This window comes from Streptomyces sp. SID14515 (assembly GCF_010548505.1).
Classification (GTDB): Bacteria; Actinomycetota; Actinomycetes; order Streptomycetales; family Streptomycetaceae; genus Streptomyces; species Streptomyces caviscabies.
Window position 1 is genome coordinate 134,913 of sequence record NZ_JAAGMH010000105.1, and the last position, 17,944, is coordinate 152,856.

Sequence of the window (17,944 nt, forward strand, 5' to 3'; positions counted from 1 at the left end):
GCTGCGGACACCACCGCAGGCCGCCATGAGACAAGTCTGCCGCGTGCTCTTCGAGCTGCAAGACTTGCGGACATGAGCTTCCGCGCGACCGCCCCCCACCCGGCCCTGATCCTCGACGACGTCCGGGGCGCGCAGAAAATGCTGTCCGGGGTGGCCCGGGTGACCGCCCTGGAGGGCAGCCGCCATCTGACCGAGCTGGTCCGCGCCCCGGTCCACCTCAAGTGCGAGAACCTCCAGCGCACCGGCTCCTTCAAACTGCGCGGCGCCTACGTCCGCATCTCCGGCCTCACCCCGGTGGAGCGGGCGGCCGGGGTCGTCGCCGCCAGCGCCGGGAACCACGCCCAGGGCGTCGCGCTCGCCTCGTCGCTCCTCGGCGTACGCTCCACGGTCTTCATGCCCGTCGGAGCGCCCCTGCCCAAGGTCGCCGCGACCCGGGAGTACGGGGCCGAGGTGCGGCTGCACGGCCAGGTCGTCGACGAGACCCTCGCCGCCGCCGAGCGGTACGCGGAGGAGACCGGCGCGGTCTTCATCCACCCCTTCGACCACCCCGACATCATCGCGGGCCAGGGCACCGTCGGGCTGGAGATCCTGGAGCAGTGCCCGGAGGTCCGCACGATCGTCCTCGGCATCGGCGGCGGCGGGTTCGCCGCGGGTGTCGCCGTCGCGGTGAAGGCCCTGCGCCCCGACGTCCGGATCGTCGGCGTCCAGGCCGAGGGCGCCGCCTGCTACCCGCCCTCCCTGGCCGTCGGGCACCCCGTATCACTCGACGCCCCGGCCACGATGGCCGACGGCATCAAGGTGGGCCGCCCCGGCGACGTACCGTACCGGCTGGTCGAGGAGCTGGTCGACGAGGTCCGCACGGTCACCGAGGACGAGCTGTCCAGTGCGCTGCTGCTCTGCCTGGAGCGGGCCAAGCTGGTCGTCGAGCCGGCCGGGGCCAGCCCGGTGGCCGCGCTGCTCAGCGACCCGAAGGCGTTCCGGGGGCCGGTGGTGGCGGTGCTGTCGGGCGGCAATGTCGATCCGCTGCTGATGCAGCGGATCCTGCGGCACGGGATGTCCGCGGCGGGCCGCTATCTGAGCCTGCGGCTGCGGCTCACCGACCGCCCGGGGGCGCTGGCCGCCCTGCTGGCCTCGCTGACCGTGGCCGACGCCAACGTCCTCGACATCAGCCATGTGCGCACCGACCCGCGCCTGGGACTGACCGAGGCCGAGGTCGACCTGCATCTGGAGACGAAGGGCCCGCAGCACTGCGCCGAGGTCGAGGCGGCGCTGCGCGCGGCGGGCTACCGCGTGATGGGCTGACCGTCCGCTTCGCGCCGATTGGCCGGATCTCGTTATTCGCCGCGCGGTGGAGCCCCGCGAATCCTAGGATCGCGAATAGGCCACGTACGGGTGCGGTCAGCCGCGATGACGGGGGAGTTCCGCTATGCCAGGTGCGATCCACGCCGAAGGTCTGGTGAAGACCTTCGGCGACGTACGAGCCCTCGACGGCGTCGATCTCGACGTCCCCGAGGGCACCGTCCTCGGACTGCTCGGGCCCAACGGCGCGGGCAAGACCACCGCCGTACGGGTGCTGACCACGCTGCTGCGCCCGGACAGCGGCACGGCCGTCGTGGCCGGGATCGACGTCCTGAAGAAGCCCAACGAGGTACGCCGCTCGATCGGGCTCTCCGGACAGTTCGCCGCGGTCGACGAGTATCTGACCGGCCGCGAGAACCTCCAGATGGTCGGGCAGCTCTACCAGCTGAGCGCCCGGGACGCGAAGGCCCGCGCGGGCGTCCTGCTGGACCGGTTCAACCTCGGCGACGCCGCCGACCGCACCGCCAAGACGTACTCCGGCGGTATGCGACGGCGGCTCGACCTCGCGGCGGCGCTCGTCGTCTCGCCGCCCGTGATGTTCATGGACGAGCCGACGACCGGCCTCGACCCGCGCAACCGGCAGCAGCTCTGGGACGTGATCGAGGACCTGGTGGCGGGCGGCACGACCCTGCTGCTGACCACGCAGTATCTGGAGGAGGCCGACCGCCTCGCGAACGACATCTGCGTCATCGACCACGGCAAGGTCATCGCCCGCGGCACCTCCGACCAGCTCAAGGCCCGCACCGGCGGCGAGCGCGTCGAGGTCGTCGTGCACCGACCCGACGAGATCGAGCCCGCCCGGTCCGTGCTGACCGCCCTCGGCAAGGGCGAGGTCACCGTCGTCCGGCTCTCCCGGAAGCTGACCGTCCCGGTGAGCGGCGGGGCCAAGCTGCTCGCCGAGATCATCCGCGACCTGGACGCACAGGGCGTGGAGATCGACGACATCGCCCTGCGCCGGCCCACCCTGGACGACGTCTTCCTCTCCCTCACCGGCCACGCGGCCGAGATCCCCGAGCAGAGCAAGGAGGACGCCCAGTGAGCGCGATCGCCAAGGACGAGGCCCCGGCGCTGCTTCCCCGCCCCTCCGGAGGCGTCACGCAGTCCGTGAAGGACTCCCTCGTCGTCGCCAAGCGGAATCTGATCCGGATGACCCGGATCCCCGAGATGGTGATCTTCGGACTGATCCAGCCGATCATGTTCGTGGTGCTGTTCACCTATGTCTTCGGCGGCTCGATCAGCATCGGCGGCTCCACCGATCCGAAGCTGTACAAGGAGTTCCTGATGGCGGGCATCTTCGCCCAGACCGTCACCTTCGCCACCGCCGGAGCCGGCGCGGGCATCGCCGACGACATGCACAAGGGGCTCATCGACCGCTTCCGTTCGCTGCCGATGGCCCGGGGCGCGGTCCTCACCGGACGGACGCTCGCCGACCTCGTACAGACCACCCTCACGCTCGTCGTGCTCGCGGGGGTCGCGCTGATCGTCGGCTGGCGCACCCACGAGAACATCGGCAAGGTGCTCTGCGGCTTCCTGCTGCTGCTCCTGCTCGGCTACGCGTTCTCCTGGATCGGGGCGCTGATCGGCCTGTCCGTGCGCACCCCGGAGGCGGCGACCTCCGGCGGGCTGATCTGGCTGTTCCCGCTGACGTTCATCTCGAACGCCTTCGTGCCGGTCACCGGCATGCCGACGTTCCTCCAGCACATCGCCGAGTGGAACCCCTTCAGCGCCACGGTGGCGGGGGCCCGTGAGCTGTTCGGCAACACGATGCCGAACATGCCGAAGTCCGTCACCGGGGCCTGGCCGATGGAGCACCCGATCCTCGCCTCGGTCATCTGGTCGGTGCTGATCATCGTGGTCTTCCGGACCCTCGCGGTCCGCAAGTACCGCTCGGCCGCCGCCTGACAGCCGCCGCCTGACAGCCGCGTCGGGCGGAGCGATGAGTTCCGGCGGCGGTGCGAGTCAATTCAGGGGGATGGGGGACGCAGCAGACACCACGGAGGACACCATGACCACCGCACCCGACGACCCGGCCCCCATGCCGCCCGGCCTCCCGCCCGTCGTCGACCTGGCCGCCTGGCAGGCCGCCCGGGACGAGCTTCTGGTCCGCGAGAAGGCCCACACCCGCCAGGGCGACGCGCTCGCCGCCGCCCGCCGACGGCTGCCGATGGTGGAGATCGACGGGACCGTCGAGGTCGTCGGCCCCGAGGGCCCGGTCCCGTTCCTGGACCTCTTCGAGGGCCGCGACGAGCTCGTCGTCTACCAGCACATGTGGTACGACGGCGCCCCGCACCAGGGCCAGTGCGAGGGCTGCACCGACGCGGTCTGGCACATGAAGGACGCCGTCTACCTCAACGCCCGGGGCGTCTCGTTCGCCGTCGTGACCACGGGGTCCTGGGAGGAGGTGGCCGCCTACACCGCGTTCATGGGCTACACCCAGCCCTGGTATTCGGTGCGCGGCCTGGACGCGCCGATCGGCGGGCCGATGGGGCACCTCCTCTGCTTCCTGCGCGAGGGCGGGCGGGTGTTCCTCACCTACTCCACGACGGGCCGCGGAATCGAGTCGGCCAACGGCTCCTTCGGCCTGCTCGACATCACGCCCTACGGCCGCGGCGAGGCGTGGGAGGAGAACCCCGAGGGCCGGCGGGTGATCGGCAGGGTCCGCGATGGGTATCCGGGCGAGGGCGGCCAGGTCTGCTGGTACTGGCGTACGGACGCGGACGGGACCGCCAGCTGGGGCGAGACCAGCCGCCCCACCCCGCAGTGGACCCGCCCCGGCGCGACGCCCGAGAAGACCCTCGGCCGCACCGGCGACCCCTCCTGACCCGACCGCCGTAACGCCCCTGCCCGCCGGAACGGCCCCGGGGCGGGCGACGACGCACCGGAGCCCCGGCCTCCCTGAGGCCGGGGCTCCCGTGTCGTTCCGTCGTCGTGGGCCGGGTCAGCCGGAGTAGGGCTTCGCCGCCAGGATCTTCACCGTCGCGGTCTTGCCGTTCGGCAGCTCGTAGTCCGCGTCCTCGCCCGTCCGCTTGCCGTTCACGCCGATGCCGAGCGGGGACTGCGGGGAGTACGTCTCGATCTCCGTGCTGGCGTATTCGCGGGAGGCGAGCAGGAAGGTCATCGTGTCGCTCTCGTCGCCGTCGAAGGCGATCGTGACGACCATGCCGGGCTCGACCACGCCGTCGTCGGCCGGCGCCTCGCCGACCTTCGCGTGCTCCAGGAGCTGGGTCAGCTGGCGCACCCGCAGCTCCATCTTGCCCTGCTCCTCCTTGGCCGCGTGGTACCCGCCGTTCTCCCGGAGGTCACCCTCCTCACGGGCCGCCGCGATCTTGACGGCGATCTCCGTGCGCGCGGGACCAGACAGGTACTCCAGCTCGGCCTTGAGCTGGTTGTACGCCTCCTGCGTGAGCCAGGTGACGTTCTCGCTGGTCTGGGTCACAGGTGCTCCTCGTCGGTACTGGGAAGTGCTGGGAAATACAAAGCATCGCCCTACCCAGAAGCATGTGCTTCTCCGGGTGGGCGAAACCACGAGCCTAACAATTCCGCAGGAAAAGGGGGAGAAGGTAAACCGTCACACGCCAGGAACGGCTGCTGTGACCCGTATCGTCGCAGGTCACGCGGGGTGCGGTTCGGATCAGCCGGTCGGGCCGTCGTCGGCGGTGCAGCCCATCGGCTCGACCGCCGTCGCCCGGGACCGGGTCACCACGCTCACGACCTCATCGATGCGGTCCTCGGCCCGGTCGAAGCGGACCTCCTTGCGGCCCACCTCGGAGCCGTCCTCGCTGAGCGCCCGCACCAGGCAGTAGCCGTGGCCCTCGCGGTCCTTGCGGACCTCCAGGTGGACATCGGCCCGGGTGTCGGAGACGACCTTGAACTTGATCATCTCGGCGCTGATGCCCTGGCCGCCCACGTAGTCGAACCCGATCCACCCGATCACGCCGAGCAGAGCGACGCCCAGGACCGATCCGACGATCTTCAGCTTGCGGTCCGCACGCTGATCCTCGGTCCGGCCGTACCGCCCCTCGGGCGCAGCCTCACGAACCGCCGTCATGATCGTTCCCTCCGGACCGGGCATCGAGGAATTTTCCGGTCCCTCGTTCAGTCACTATAGAAGCCGCCCGCCCGTCACCCGACCGCGCCCCAACCGATGTCGCGCGGGCCGGCGCCTCTCTTCGACGACCAGAGCGACCAATGACTGAGGATCGAGCTTTGACTGAGCAGCTGCGACTGATGGCCGTTCACGCCCACCCCGACGACGAGTCGAGCAAGGGCGCGGCCACCATGGCCAAGTACGTGTCCGAGGGGGTGGACGTGCTGGTCGTGACCTGCACGGGGGGCGAGCGCGGCTCCATCCTCAACCCGAAGCTCCAGGGTGACGCGTACATCGAGAAGAACATCCACGAGGTGCGCAAGAAGGAGATGGACGAGGCCCGGGAGATCCTGGGCGTCCAGCAGGAGTGGCTCGGCTTCGTCGACTCCGGGCTGCCCGAGGGCGACCCGCTGCCGCCGCTGCCCGAGGGCTGCTTCGCCCTGGAGGACCCCGAGGTCGCGGCCGGGCGCCTGGTGGCGAAGATCCGCGCGTTCCGGCCGCAGGTCATCACCACGTACGACGAGAACGGCGGCTACCCGCACCCCGACCACATCATGACGCACACGATCTCGATGATCGCGTTCGACGGTGCGGCCGACGCGGAGCGGTTCCCCGAGGACGAGTTCGGCCCGGTCTGGACGCCGCGGAAGCTCTACTACAACCAGGGCTTCAACCGGCCGCGCACCGTCGCGCTGCACGAGGCGCTGCTCGCCCGGGGCCTGGAGTCCCCGTACGGCGAGTGGCTGGAGCGGTGGAAGGAGTTCGAGCGCGTCGAACGCACCCTGACCACGCACATTCCCTGCGACGAGTTCTTCGAGATCCGCGACAAGGCGCTCATCGCGCACGCCACGCAGATCGACCCGGAGGGCGGCTGGTTCCGGGTTCCGATGGACATCCAGCGCGAGGTCTGGCCGACCGAGGAGTACGAGCTGGCGAAGTCTCTGGTCGATACCTCCCTCCCCGAGAGCGACCTCTTCGCGGGCATCCGCGACAATGCCTGATATGTACGCGACCCAGGCACTGACGCACCTCGTCCCGTTCGCCGCCGAAGAGCTCGACAAGAACAAGGTGACCCCCGGCGTCCTCGGCTTCCTCGTCTTCGCGGCGCTCGCCGTCGGCGTGTGGATGCTGATGAAGTCGATGAACCGCCACATGGGCAGGGTCAACTTCGAGGAGGCCCCGGACCCGGCGGCGGTGGCCGCCGAACCCGCAGGCGACGGGGCGGCCGCTCCCAGGAAGTAACCCGCGCCGGGGCCACGCGCGCGCCGAGGGCCACGCGCAGCGACCGCAGGCGTAAGCGACCGCAGGCGCAGGGGAAGGGCGTCCGGCCCGCCGCCGGACGCCCGTTCCCGTACGCGTACGGGAACGGGCGCCGGTCACCCCGTACGTGTACGGGAACGGGCGTCGGTCACCCCGTACGTGTACGGGAACGGGCGCCGGTCTCCCGACGCCCGCCCGGTCACGGCCGTGCCGTCCCCGGCGTCACGGCCGTGCCGTCCCCGGCGTCACGGCCGGGCCGGCTCCGTCGGCACGCCCATGATCTGGCCGGCGCTGCGGGTCGGGGTGAGCCCGAGCCGCCATGCCTGCCAGCCGTCCTCCAGGTCCACACCCCGCTCCAGAGCCACCGCGAACGCCGCTGCGGACTGCTCCAGCTTGCCGTCCCGCGCCGGGTGCCGGGCCTCGATCAGCTCGGCCAGCTCCTGCTGCGCCACCACCGTGCCCACCTCGACGCCCCCGGGCGAGGCGTACGGCAGCAGCGTGCACCGCAGGAACCGGGCCCAGTCGCCGCCCCGCGCGTCCCCGTACGACTCGAACAGCTCGGCCGCCTGACCGCACAGCTCCAGCGCCTGCGGCGCCCGCCCGTTGCCCGCGTCGATCAACGCCAGCTCCACGCACGCCCACGCCTCGCCGTAAGGCACCTTGATCCGCCGGAAGTCGGCCCGCGCGTCCATCAGCAGCTGCCGGGCGAACCCCGAATTGCGCAGGTTGCCCGTCTGCGCGGCCCGCTGGTCCCGGGTCACCCGGCCCGAATGGTGCCGGGCGCACGCCAGCCCGTACACGTCCCGCATCCGGGAGAACATCGTGCGGGACCGCTCCAGCTCACGCACCGCCTGATCGGTGTCCCCGTCCTCCTCCAACGCCTGACCCAGGTAGTACAGGGTCCACGCCTCACCGCGCGCGTCCTCGTTGTCCCGGTGCCGGTCCAGGGCCTCGCGCAACTGCTCCAGCGCGGCCGCCGGATCGCCGTCCAGCAGCCGGGCCCGGGCCAGCTGGGTGATCGCCCAGGCCTCACCGCGTCCGTCGCGGGTGCGCCCGTACAGCTCCAGGGCCGTACTCAGCGCCTCCTCGGCCGCGGCCACCTCACCCGTGCGCAGCCGTACCTGCCCCAGCTGGAACTGCGTCCAGGCCTCACCGTGCAGCGACTCGCCCTCCCGGTGCAGCCGCAGCGCGTCGTCCAGCAGCGCGAGGGCCTTCACCAGATCGCCCCGGTCCCGCTCCACCGCGGCCAGCGCGTGCAGGGTCCAGGCCCGGTCCTCGGCCTGCGCCTCGGAGGACTGGAGGGCCAGCGCCTCGCCGAGCCGGGCCGCCGCCTCGGTCAGATTGCCCTGGTGGTGCAGGGTGATGCCGAGCGAGCACAGCGCCAGCGCCTCGCCCGCGTCGTTCTGCGCCTCGTGGTAGAGCCCGACGACGGAGGACAGCGTGGTGCGGGCCTTGTCCAGCTCGCCGAGCTGCCGGGCCGCGATGCCCGTACGCCACTGCACCGACCGCTCCAGCAGCCCCTGGTCCACGGCCTGCGTCAGCTCGCTGATCTCGCCCAGGCGGTACAGGTCGCCGCGCAGCAGGCAGTAGTCGCACAGGGCGCCCAGCAGATGCAGCACCGTGGCCTGGTCGACGCCCTCCGCGTGCCGCAGCGCCGCCGTGATGAAGCTCGACTCGTCGTCCAGCCAGCGCAGCGCCGAGTCCAGCGAACCGAAGCCGTGCGAGCCGAACTGTCCGGCGCGGGTCGACATCTTCCCGTCGACCATCCGGATCACCGCGTCGGCCAGCTCCGCGTAGTTCGTCAGCAGCCGCTCCTGGGCGGCCGTCCGCTCGGCCGGCTCCTCCTCGTCCAGCAGCCGGGCCAGCGCGAAGGCCCGCACCAGATCGTGCAGCCGGTAGCGCGATCCCCGTACTCGGGTGAGCAGCCCGGCCCTGGCCAGCACGGTCAGCAGCCGCTCCGCCTCCTGCTCGTCGGCGGAGAGCAGCGAGGCCGCAGCCGCCGCGCCCAGGCTCGCCCGGCCCGCCAGTGCGAGCCGCCGCAAAAGCCGCCGGGCCTGATCGCCCTGGTCCGTGTAGCGCAGCCACAGCGCCCGCTCCACCGGGTCCACCGGCCCGTACGCACCCAGGTCCTCCGCCAGCGTGTGCCGGCTCCGCGCGCCCAGCGCGGAACCGGCCACCCGCAGCGCCAGCGGCAGCCCGCCGCACAGCTCCACGATCGCGTCCGTGGACGGATAGTCGTACGGCCCGGTCTCCTCCTCCTCGGCCACCTCGCGCAGCAGCTCCTCCGCGCCCGCCGCCTCCAGCGGGCCGACCGGCAGCTGGTGCACCCAGGCCGGCAGGTCCTCGGGCAGCACCAGCGGCTCCCGGGCGGTGACGATCACCAGACTGTCCGAGCGCTCCGGGACCAGGGTGCGGACCTGCTCGGCGTCCGTCGCGTCGTCGAGCACGATGGTGACCGGCGTCCCGGTGAGGTGCTGGTGGTACAGCTCGGAGAGCCGCCGCACCTGCTGCTCCGCCGAAGCGCCCTCCCGGAACAGCAGTTGCTCGCGCGGCGCGCCCAGCCGGTTCAGCAGGTGCAGCAGCGCGTCCCGGGTCGGCAGCGGGCTCTCCCCGGCCACCTGGCCGCGCAGATCGACCACGCACGCACCCCGGAACTGGTCCTTGAGCGCATGGGCGGCCCGCACCGCGAGCGCGGTACGCCCCGACCCCGGCTCACCGTGCAGCACGACGACGGTCGGCCGGGTCTGCGTGGAGGCGCGTGCCGCGTGCACCCACTGGGCGATCTGCGCCAGTTCGGCCCGACGCCCGGTGAACGGCCCCTCCGCTTGCGGGAGATGGCCGAAGGACTGCTCCAGCACCACCCGGGTGCGGGCCGCGGCGCTGCGGTCGCCGCCGCGCAACTGGCGGCCCGCCGGGGCGGACTGCTTCTTCGGGGTGCGGGTGGCCGGGGTCAGCATGCGCTGCTGGTCCAGGTACGGGCGGATGCCCCGTACCTCCAGGGCGGTCAGCCACTGGAGCCGCAACTGCTCGGCGCCGCCCGGCTGTCCGGCGGCGCCGGCCCGGCGGTGGGCGGCGGGCCAGTGCGAAGCGGTCACCTTCGCCACGGTCGTCGCCGTGCCGGCCACCGCGACGACCGCGCCCGCGCCGAACGCCAGGCCGGTGTTCGCGCCGAGCGCCAGATCGGCGCCGAACGCGGCGGCAGCGGCAACACCGGTCACCAGCAAGGGCGTTCCCAGGGTCGCTCTGCTGAAGCGCTCCGCGAGCGGGCGCTCGCCCGCCGCCGCCGAGTCCAGCGCCTGCGTGTACGCGGCGTACTCCTCGCCCGCGCTGGCGGCCATGGTGTCGAGCGCGGCCCGCGCCCGCGACATCAGCGCACCGGCGTCGGTCCGCCCGCCGGTGCGCCGCGCCTCCTCCTCCACGGCGCGCACCAACAGCCTCTCGGCTTCCGCCCGATGGCTGTCCCGCATATGTGTCCCCCTCCGAGAGCTGCGTTGAACTGCGTTCCGAACCTCGGGTTCCGGAGCGTCAGATGTCAAGCGTCGGATATCAAGCGTCGGGGTCAAGTGTCCTGCGTGGCGCGCTCCGGCGCGAGGGGCGCCGGACAAGGGGAGGGTCAAGGCGCGGCCGGAGAGCGGTGACGGTGGGGGCTGCGAGGGCCCGTTCGCGGCCGCCGCAGAGGGCGGCAGCACTGCCGCTCCCCCCCCGGATCACCGGTTGGCGAAGGTCACCGCCTTCGCGTCCTCCTCGTACTCGAAGGAGCCGGTGAAGCCCCAGTTCTTCCAGCCGCCGTCGCCCCGGTTGGTGATCGTCCCGCTGTCGACGGCGAACACGTCGACGCCGTCCACCACCGCGAGGTGCTCCAGGCCGGACACCCCGGAGAAGGAGAGGTCGTTGAACGACTTGGCGGTGATGATGTTCTTGTCGGGGAAGCTGCGGCCGTACTCCTCCAGCAGCGAGTGCGTCAGCTCGGCCTTGTCGCCGGGCACCTTGCCGGAGTAGTCGGTGCCGGGATAGGGCCCGCCACCGGTGTACTTCGGTGTCTCGTCGTTGAAATGTACGGTGCCGGATCCGGTGGCCGTGGAGTCCGCGTCCAGATCGGCGGGGGCCGGCCGGTCGAAGGTCGCCTCCATGCCGTCGCGCTCGAAGTTCCCGTACATGGCCCAGTTGGTGTAGCCGCCGTCGCCGTCGTTCTTGAACGTGCCCTTCTCGAAGACGTAGACGTCGAACACGGCCCGGCCCGAGGCGATGTCGTCGCCCTTCTCGTCCTCGTGGTACTCGCTGGAGTTCAGCCGGTACCGGCCCTGGTGCACGAAGGAGTCCGGCTCGTCCACCCAGTGCGAGGCCTGCTCGGAGTGCATCGCGACGACGTTGTAGTCGGGATAGCAGCGGCGCATGTCGTTCACCAGCATCCGCACCGCCTGGGTCGATCCCTCGTCGTCCAGCGGCGAGTACGTGTTGTAGTACCGGCTGCGGTCGGGGGGCTCCTGGCCCTCGACCTGGCAGCCCTCGTCGCCCGGCTTCCAGCCCTCCTTCCGCTTCGGCTTGGGCGGCTCCCGGAACGTGACGGTGCGACGGTCCTCGCTGACGTCGAACACACCGTGGAACGCCCGGTTCTTCCAGCCGAGGTCGGCGTCCTCGGCCCAGGTGAACTTCCCGGACCTGAAGGCGTAGACGCGGTAGGTCGTGCCGCTGATCTGCACGGTCTCGATCAGCGCGGTGCCGTCCATCTCCTGGAGATTTCCCTCGTGCGGCTGGGCGATGACGATGTTGTAGTCCGGCAGGCAGTAGGCGAGGTCGTCGAGCGCCAGCTTGACCCGCTTCTCCTTGTTCTTCTCGTTGTCGATCTTGTCGATGACGAAGTTGACCAGCCAGGAGTAGCCCCAGGCGGCGGTGTTGCCGAGCACCCCGCTGCCCGGCACCTTGACCGAGGAATTCGACTCCCGGGGCTCGAAGCACAGGTCGGGCAGCGCGTTCGGGGTGCTGCCGGGAGGCAGCTCGACGGACTTGCGGACCGGCTCGTCGAGCGTCGGTCCGAGGCGTTCGCCGGCTCCGTCGTCGGCTGGCACACCGGAGTCGGCGCCGCTCGGCTTCTCCGCCCGAGCGGTGTCGACATCGTTGTCATCGGAACAGTCGACACCCCCGAATCCCGCCGGGCCGATGCGGCAGACCTGCGCATGGACCGTACGGGAGAGCGAACCGCCGATGCTGGTCGCGACGATCGCACCGACCACGGCGACCACCACGGCGATCAGGGCCAGGTACTCGATGGCGGTCTGCCCGCTGCTCGCGCGCACACCCAGGCGTATCCGGTCGCTGCGTTTCACGCGTCACCTCGTCCTCACCGCTGTATCACCGGGCCGCACGCCCGCCGGGAACGAAGGTAGCGACGCCTCTGTGGGCAGGGGTAGGGTCCGGGGGCCCTGTCGAGGGGCCCAAACAGCCGCAATGGAGGGCCCTGCGGACACCACCAGTCCAGGAGCGCGCCCGGTGCGAGCGTGGCCGACGGCGTACGTGGGCCGCACATGCCCCCCGGGTGTCCTGCAGCGGCCGAACGCCTCGCCTCACCCTCCGTACGTGCGCAGCAGCTCGATCATGTGACGGAGCTTCGGAACGGCGTCATCGCCGACCTTGTCCTTGTCGTTGAAGTGCATCAACTCGTTCCGGACCGCACGCAGCTCATCGAGGTGGGCCGTGAAGGACTTGCGGTCCAGCGGCCAGCCGAGCTTGTCCCACTGATCCTGATTGCTCAGCACCCGTAGATAGTCGCCGTAGGTCAACTGACCGAAGGAGGTGAGTCCGCGGAGTCCTTCCGGATCGCAGAGCTTGATCACTTCCTCAAGGTCGAGGCATTCCGAGATGATCCGGCGCAGTTGCCGGTCGAGATCGCCGATGAGTAGGAACGGCCGGGCCGTGGCACCGTATTCGGCTGCCACGTCGGCGATCGTGATGATCCCGGCGATCTGGTTCGTCTGGTCCCGCACCAGGAGGAAGCCGTGCTGCTCCAAATGCGGAATGACATCGATCAGGTGATCGGCATAGCTGACGGCGTGGGCCTTGGTGATGGCCCGGGAGAATGGAGCGCTTCTGTCCGTGTGACGGGCCAGGGCAACGGATTCCCAGGTGACGGCCCCCTGGAGGTTCCGCGTTCCGTTCAGGACGGGCAGCTGTGAGTACCCGTTGAGCTGCATTTTGGTGAAGACTTCCTCGAAGCTCGCCGATGAAGTCACCGACACCACTCCCCGGAGCGCCGAGGGCAGGTTGCCGACTGTCTGGCCCTGGATCGGCTCGCCCTTGTCCTCGTCGTCGGAGGGCCCTGGCGCACGGATCGTCCTTGGCGTCTCCTTCTCCGTCGTCGCCTCCTGCTCGGGCGCTTCCTTCTCTTCCTCGACGTCCTCGGGGTCTGCGGATGGCCCTGTCAAGGTGACACGGTCGTCGATCCCAACAGCTGCGAAGTCGGGCATAGTGGACAGGCCGTGGTTGGCTAGTTCGGCGGCTATCTGCTCGCTGACCAGGTAGCCGCGCCGGGACGCTTCCCACCAGCCCAGCAGGTCGCGGACGGTGAGGGTGACGGGAGTGCCGGCGTCGGCCTGCTTCCGGGCATCCTTCAGCAGGGCGTGCCGCGCCGCGGAGCTGTCCCCCGCAGGGCTGCCTGGAAGAGGCGGCTCCGCCACCGAGTCCAGGAGCTCCTGTCTGGGAACGTCCAGCAGGGTGCCGTCCTCCAGTTCCCAGGCGGTCCATCCGTCGTAGGGGCCACGCCCGGTGGCTGCCGCGGCCGCGGTGGAAGGGGACTTGAACCGGCGTCCGTCCCTGAGCTCGATCCTGCCGTCCGCGGTCACGTGGGCGATGTGCACCTCCCCAGATCGCCTACGCCGGAAAGCGAGCTGTGCGCCTGCCTTCAGCAACCCGGCGGCGACCAGGTCGGCGACCAGGACCCGTCGCCCTTCGAACAGATAGGAGGCCCGTCCCGGAGGTTCTTCCGTACCGTCGCCCAGCGCGGAATCGGTCATCAGCGTTTCCTCCCGTTTCGGTCTTGCCTCTATACGGCCCGATCATCTCAGAGATGAGCTCCGCGCCGCCGTCCAATTCAGCGTTCCGGAGGGGACTTGGTCGCACGGGGCCACCCCTGCGTTACGATCCGCCCGCGCCCCAGGCTTACATCTGCGGTAAGGGCGACGCCATTGCGCTGTCCGCGATTTCCTGCAGCCTGATGAGCGGCAACTCGCGCCAGGCTGAGATGAAGACGGTGGGCGTCGGCCCTTGCTCCCCGACGCCCACCTGTCTCGCCGCCGACGGCGGCGTCCGCGTACGGTCGGCTTGGTGGAACACGTCAGCCCGTACTCGCCTGCAGTTTCGCGGTTCCAGCAGCGGCCGGCCCGGCAGCGGCATCGACGAACTGCATCTGGATGCCGAGGCGCCGGGGCGATTTTGTAGGCGGCCGCCCTGATTGGTCCGCGAAGAACCGCGGTGCGGGCGCTAACAGTCAAGTGTCAATAGCGGGGCAACTTCTCGCTTCCTTACAAGGCCCCAAGATCGACCATGGTGGAGAAAGACGCAGTGGTCTTCACCTTGCCGGTGAACATCTCGCTGTCTCTGTAAGCCTTGGTGGCGGGATCGAGAACGTAGGTGTAGACGACGGGGATCCCGGTGGCGGCCTGCTCGATCCGCCAGTAGAAGGGGACGCCGGCCTTGGCGTACTGGTCCACCTTCACGATCCGGTCGGTGGTCTCCGAGCCGGGCGATACGACCTCGACGACCAGGAGTACGTGCTCCGGGCGGGTGGGTGTGAGGTCAATGCTCTCCGCCCGGTAGACGGTGACGTCCGGGCGGCGGTTGGTGAGCGGAACGTCCTGCAGGCGGACGTCGAAGTCCGTGTCGGCGTTCCAGTCCGGGCCCGCGGCGGCGTCCAGGGCGTTGGCCAGGATGCGGGCCAGCCGGTTGTGGCGCTTGGAGGCGCTCCGGCTCACGACGACCATTCCGTGCACGATCTCGATGCCCGCACACTACTCCTCGGACCAGGAGTCATACTCCTCCGCGCTGATCTGCGTGTGCATCCACGCGGGGGCCACCATCTCGGCGGTCACGGTATGCCTCCTTCGAGGTGCTTCCGCAGTGTCAGCGCTGCTGGACTCAGCGTACTGCCCTGCGATGTCGGGGCGCTCGACTTCGGAAGCGCTCGGGTGTCCTGGAGGTGGGACAGGACCGTTCTCCTCAACATCGGGTATGCGAGCTGCCACTGCTGCTAGAAGCAACTCCCCTGCGGTCAGGGAGCCCTCTTGGCTGACTGGTTCCATCCGCAGCAGGGAGAGCGTCCACTTCAGGCGCGCCAGATCGGTCATCCCATGCACGGCTTCGATGATGGTCAGCGCAGACACGAGGACGGGAACTCGGGCCTGCCGGGATACCTCGATGCGAGCAGCCATCCTGCCGTCGTTGCGCAGGGGCAGGGAGAGCGCCTCGGAGTCGGGCACGAGAGAGTGGCTGGGTGCTCCGCTAAGTGGCGGACTGCTCGGCGTTCTTGTCTCCGAACAACTCGCGTCGGATGGCTTCGATCTCCTGCTCGGTGAGCGCGCCGTGTACTTCCTCGTGGGCCGTCACGATCCTCGGCCAGCTCGTCCATCGCATGCGGCGTTCCCGGTTTGAATACAAACGTTCGGAAGTGATCAATTTAGGTCTTTGGTGACGTTGCGCCATCAAGGCCCGTACTATCTTAGGGTGGTTATCGATAGCGGGACACCTCAAGATGCGCCAGTACCACGTCTCATTCAGGTCGGTCCGGAGTTGGCAGAGATTTTGCTGTCCCGAGCCGTGGTCAATCGCCGCTTGGACTGGGGGCAAGTAGACTTCTTGGCTGATTCGATCATCCGCGGGGAGTGGCAGTTAACACACCAAGGAATTGCGCTTGACGGGCCGCTTGATACAGGATGCCTACTCGATGGTCAGCACCGCTTGAATGCCATCATTAAGGCCGGGGTTTCGGTGTGGATCTACGTTTTCGAGGGGCTCCTCAAAAGCGCTTTCCCTGTCCTTGACACAGGAAAGCGGCGCAGTGGTGTGGACACACTTTCCTCTACTGGTGAAAAATATCTCCCCTTGCTTCACTCGACTATTCGTCACGTTCTTCTCTTCAAGAACATGCCGGACTTGTCGTGGAGTGGTAATAGGGCCCGCATTGCGAACGGTCGCATTCTGGCGGCATACACTGAAGACAGTGACATGTATCGAGAAGCTGTGGCCACGGGCCGCACCCTTTCCAAGCATGTATTTGCGAGTCAAACCGGCGCGGCAGTGGGGTACTTTGTCACGACCGAGGCGGCTCCCGCAGTGAAGGTGGAAAGCTGGATCGACGGATTGACCTCAGGTGCGAACTTGGAGGTTGGAGACCCGCGGCTCACCCTGACTAAGGTCCCCCATGCGAAGGGAAGAGGTCGCAAGCGTCGATACACCATGCGGGAGCAAGTGGCTATCTATATCAAGGCATGGAACGCCTGGGTGCAGGAAGAAAAAATCGAGAACTTGCGCTTTAGGAAAACGGAGAAAATGCCAATTCCTATAGAGGTGAAGTTTGACCGGTGAATCGATAGTGGGCGCTAGGGGGAGTCGATACCGCCGCGGATCAGCACGTTTCCCGAATCGTTAATCACAACCACTGGCCTTTCCAGAGATTTAGCGATGCGTTCAATGAAATCACGTGACAAGAACGCTTCACTGCCCTCCGGGTGTCGTGCAGTAATGTGCACCTCGGTATTTTCCCACGAAGACTCGATCACCTGCCATCCAATCTTCGCAAATGATGCCAAGATGAACTCATCCTCGCTAATGCGCCGGCTGCGTGACAGTTTCTCCTCCGCTTGATTTGTCTTTCCTTCTAGGTTCGTCCCACGATACTCTTGTTTGCGAACCAGTAGTAGGATCTCTTCAAGCATCTCTGCATCAGACCGCTCGATCGAATGCTGCGTACCCTCCAGTAGGGGCGCTCTGCAGGCATCCAGGAGAGCCTGTTCCAATTCCGGCCAGCTTCGTGTGAATGCCCGTTCCAGGCGGTCTTCTGCCACCATTCGACCCGCTGACGCCCTGTTTATGTCGCCAATCAACTTCCGGACGTCGTCCCGACTTTCGCCTACGGTTGCCTGAAACTTGGAGAGGGGGCCGGTTAGGTCTGCAATCTTCATGTTGATTAGAAATGGAGCAACATGTGCAATTTTGAATTGCTTCGCAAGAGATCCGGCCTCGAAATTGATCCACCGTGATGCTTCGTTCTCTGGGGTTACGCAGATGATTCCGAAGTCTGTCGCGGCAAGTTCATGAGTAATCTCCTCGATCCCTTTTCCGCCTTTGGCGATGTCCTGACTCGAGACCCATGGGTCAATCTCCTGGATGACGTCCGGAATCCAGTCCTTTAGCGCCTCAGCTACTTTTCTGGAGCGCTCTCCGGACCAACTCAGGAACACCTTCATGATGGTTTATCCTCTCCGAGGTTTCGTTGTCAATGGCCTGCGTTCTTATTAGGGTCGGCTCGATTTCAACAATTCTTCTTGCTCGGCTTTCAGGGTGATGTACGACTCGCGTACGTACGACAGGAAGCCGCTTCCCGGGTGACGGATCAGCGTAGAGTCGTTAACAGCAGTAGTGCCCCAGTCCGCCAACAGTGCATCGTAGGTTGCTGCATGGGCACAGAAGTCAAGCACCACTGCCGGCATCTCTCTTTCGATAATGAGATCTCCACGCGCGGTGACGATTTCCCTTATCTGTTGAGCCCTTGGGGCAAAGACCGTCTTAACCCACACGTGCCATCGAATCGAAACCGATTCCGTCAGTGAACCCTCTGGTGGTTCTACCGAATTGGGCAGAAAATATGCTTTCCGGTATTCTCTCCACGCCCGTTCGTTGGTCTCCGCCAAAACTAGAAGCGGGCCGTAAAGGTCTTTTAGCTGGCTACTCACCCAGTTGATCCGTTCCTTTCTGAGGGATCTGCGAACTTCTCCTCGATGATTCAGCCAGTACGCCATGATCGCGATTACGATACCGGCTCCAGCTGTCACGATTGATGTAATCATTTGCGTCCTCCATGGTGATGGTCCGCAAGATATCCAAATGGGGATGGCGTTAAACCTCCCCCGTCAATGGTGTTATTGTAATTTTATCTCCGGGTCTGAGGTCGGAGAGTGATGGCCGCGGGCGATAGTGAATCGCCCTCATGCGGCTGCGAAGCGTTGAAGCTGCTTCGGAATGCTGTTGCAG

17 protein-coding genes are annotated in these 17,944 nt (G+C 68.0%); 7 read left to right on the top strand and 10 right to left on the bottom strand.

The genetic code is table 11. The annotated features are described in order from the left end of the window. The first annotated feature begins 72 nt into the window (after nt 1-72). From ilvA to G3I54_RS23860, 4 genes are all read left to right on the top strand, one after another. Complete coding sequence (gene ilvA, locus G3I54_RS23845) at nt 73-1,302, top strand: threonine ammonia-lyase (protein ID WP_164616904.1); 1,230 nt, start codon at nt 73-75, stop codon at nt 1,300-1,302. A 124-nt stretch (nt 1,303-1,426) separates the two neighbouring features. Continuing rightward, nucleotides 1,427-2,398, top strand: coding sequence for an ATP-binding cassette domain-containing protein (locus G3I54_RS23850; RefSeq protein ID WP_164616905.1), 972 nt, complete (start codon nt 1,427-1,429; stop codon nt 2,396-2,398). Then, the gene (locus G3I54_RS23855) at nt 2,395-3,261 is read left to right on the top strand and encodes an ABC transporter permease (RefSeq protein WP_164616906.1); all 867 of its coding nucleotides are present in this window, start codon (nt 2,395-2,397) and stop codon (nt 3,259-3,261) included. Before G3I54_RS23850 ends, G3I54_RS23855 begins: the two co-directional genes overlap by 4 nt. Before the next feature lie 103 nt (nt 3,262-3,364). After that, complete coding sequence (locus G3I54_RS23860) at nt 3,365-4,180, top strand: DUF899 family protein (protein ID WP_164616907.1); 816 nt, start codon at nt 3,365-3,367, stop codon at nt 4,178-4,180. A 117-nt stretch (nt 4,181-4,297) separates the two neighbouring features. Here G3I54_RS23860 and greA read toward each other — a convergent pair whose 3' ends face one another. Next, nucleotides 4,298-4,795 carry a transcription elongation factor GreA gene (greA, locus tag G3I54_RS23865; protein WP_164616908.1) on the bottom strand — a complete coding sequence of 166 codons (498 nt, stop codon included), beginning with the start codon at nt 4,793-4,795 and terminating at the stop codon, nt 4,298-4,300. 195 nt (nt 4,796-4,990) lie between these two features. Beyond that, on the bottom strand, nt 4,991-5,407 hold the full coding sequence (locus G3I54_RS23870) for a DUF4307 domain-containing protein (RefSeq protein WP_164616909.1): 417 nt from the start codon (nt 5,405-5,407) through the stop codon (nt 4,991-4,993). 158 nt (nt 5,408-5,565) lie between these two features. Between G3I54_RS23870 and mca the strand changes: the two genes are divergently transcribed. Beyond that, the gene (gene mca / locus G3I54_RS23875; protein ID WP_164616910.1) at nt 5,566-6,447 is read left to right on the top strand and encodes a mycothiol conjugate amidase Mca; all 882 of its coding nucleotides are present in this window, start codon (nt 5,566-5,568) and stop codon (nt 6,445-6,447) included. 1 nt (nt 6,448) lies between these two features. Continuing rightward, nucleotides 6,449-6,688 carry a hypothetical protein gene (locus G3I54_RS23880; protein ID WP_164616911.1) on the top strand — a complete coding sequence of 80 codons (240 nt, stop codon included), beginning with the start codon at nt 6,449-6,451 and terminating at the stop codon, nt 6,686-6,688. A gap of 263 nt (nt 6,689-6,951) precedes the next feature. Here G3I54_RS23880 and G3I54_RS23885 read toward each other — a convergent pair whose 3' ends face one another. The 6 genes from G3I54_RS23885 to G3I54_RS40025 form a co-directional block, all read right to left on the bottom strand. Beyond that, complete coding sequence (locus G3I54_RS23885) at nt 6,952-10,173, bottom strand: tetratricopeptide repeat protein (protein ID WP_164616912.1); 3,222 nt, start codon at nt 10,171-10,173, stop codon at nt 6,952-6,954. A gap of 240 nt (nt 10,174-10,413) precedes the next feature. Further along, nucleotides 10,414-12,030 carry a hypothetical protein gene (locus G3I54_RS39065; RefSeq protein ID WP_203687072.1) on the bottom strand — a complete coding sequence of 539 codons (1,617 nt, stop codon included), beginning with the start codon at nt 12,028-12,030 and terminating at the stop codon, nt 10,414-10,416. 237 nt (nt 12,031-12,267) lie between these two features. After that, nucleotides 12,268-13,713 carry a CBS domain-containing protein gene (locus tag G3I54_RS23895; protein WP_164616913.1) on the bottom strand — a complete coding sequence of 482 codons (1,446 nt, stop codon included), beginning with the start codon at nt 13,711-13,713 and terminating at the stop codon, nt 12,268-12,270. A gap of 507 nt (nt 13,714-14,220) precedes the next feature. Then, the gene (locus G3I54_RS23900; RefSeq protein ID WP_343240403.1) at nt 14,221-14,688 is read right to left on the bottom strand and encodes a Uma2 family endonuclease; all 468 of its coding nucleotides are present in this window, start codon (nt 14,686-14,688) and stop codon (nt 14,221-14,223) included. Nucleotides 14,689-14,706: 18 nt separating this feature from the next. Then, nucleotides 14,707-15,126 carry a hypothetical protein gene (locus tag G3I54_RS39715; RefSeq protein WP_239144540.1) on the bottom strand — a complete coding sequence of 140 codons (420 nt, stop codon included), beginning with the start codon at nt 15,124-15,126 and terminating at the stop codon, nt 14,707-14,709. Nucleotides 15,127-15,196: 70 nt separating this feature from the next. After that, nucleotides 15,197-15,328 (bottom strand): hypothetical protein, encoded by a 132-nt coding sequence (locus tag G3I54_RS40025; protein ID WP_275408012.1) that lies wholly within the window; start codon nt 15,326-15,328, stop codon nt 15,197-15,199. 90 nt (nt 15,329-15,418) lie between these two features. On the opposite strand from G3I54_RS40025, the gene G3I54_RS23910 reads away from it, so the two are divergent. Beyond that, entirely contained in the window at nt 15,419-16,279 is an 861-nt protein-coding gene (locus G3I54_RS23910; protein WP_164616914.1) for a hypothetical protein, read from the top strand. Between the two features lie 14 nt (nt 16,280-16,293). Here the strand turns inward: G3I54_RS23910 and G3I54_RS23915 are convergent, their stop codons facing one another. Then, a complete protein-coding gene (locus tag G3I54_RS23915; protein ID WP_164616915.1) occupies nt 16,294-17,160 on the bottom strand; it encodes a TIR domain-containing protein in 867 nt (288 codons plus the stop codon). A 48-nt stretch (nt 17,161-17,208) separates the two neighbouring features. Then, the gene (locus G3I54_RS23920) at nt 17,209-17,760 is read right to left on the bottom strand and encodes a hypothetical protein (RefSeq protein ID WP_164616916.1); all 552 of its coding nucleotides are present in this window, start codon (nt 17,758-17,760) and stop codon (nt 17,209-17,211) included. Between the last annotated feature and the right edge of the window lie 184 nt (nt 17,761-17,944).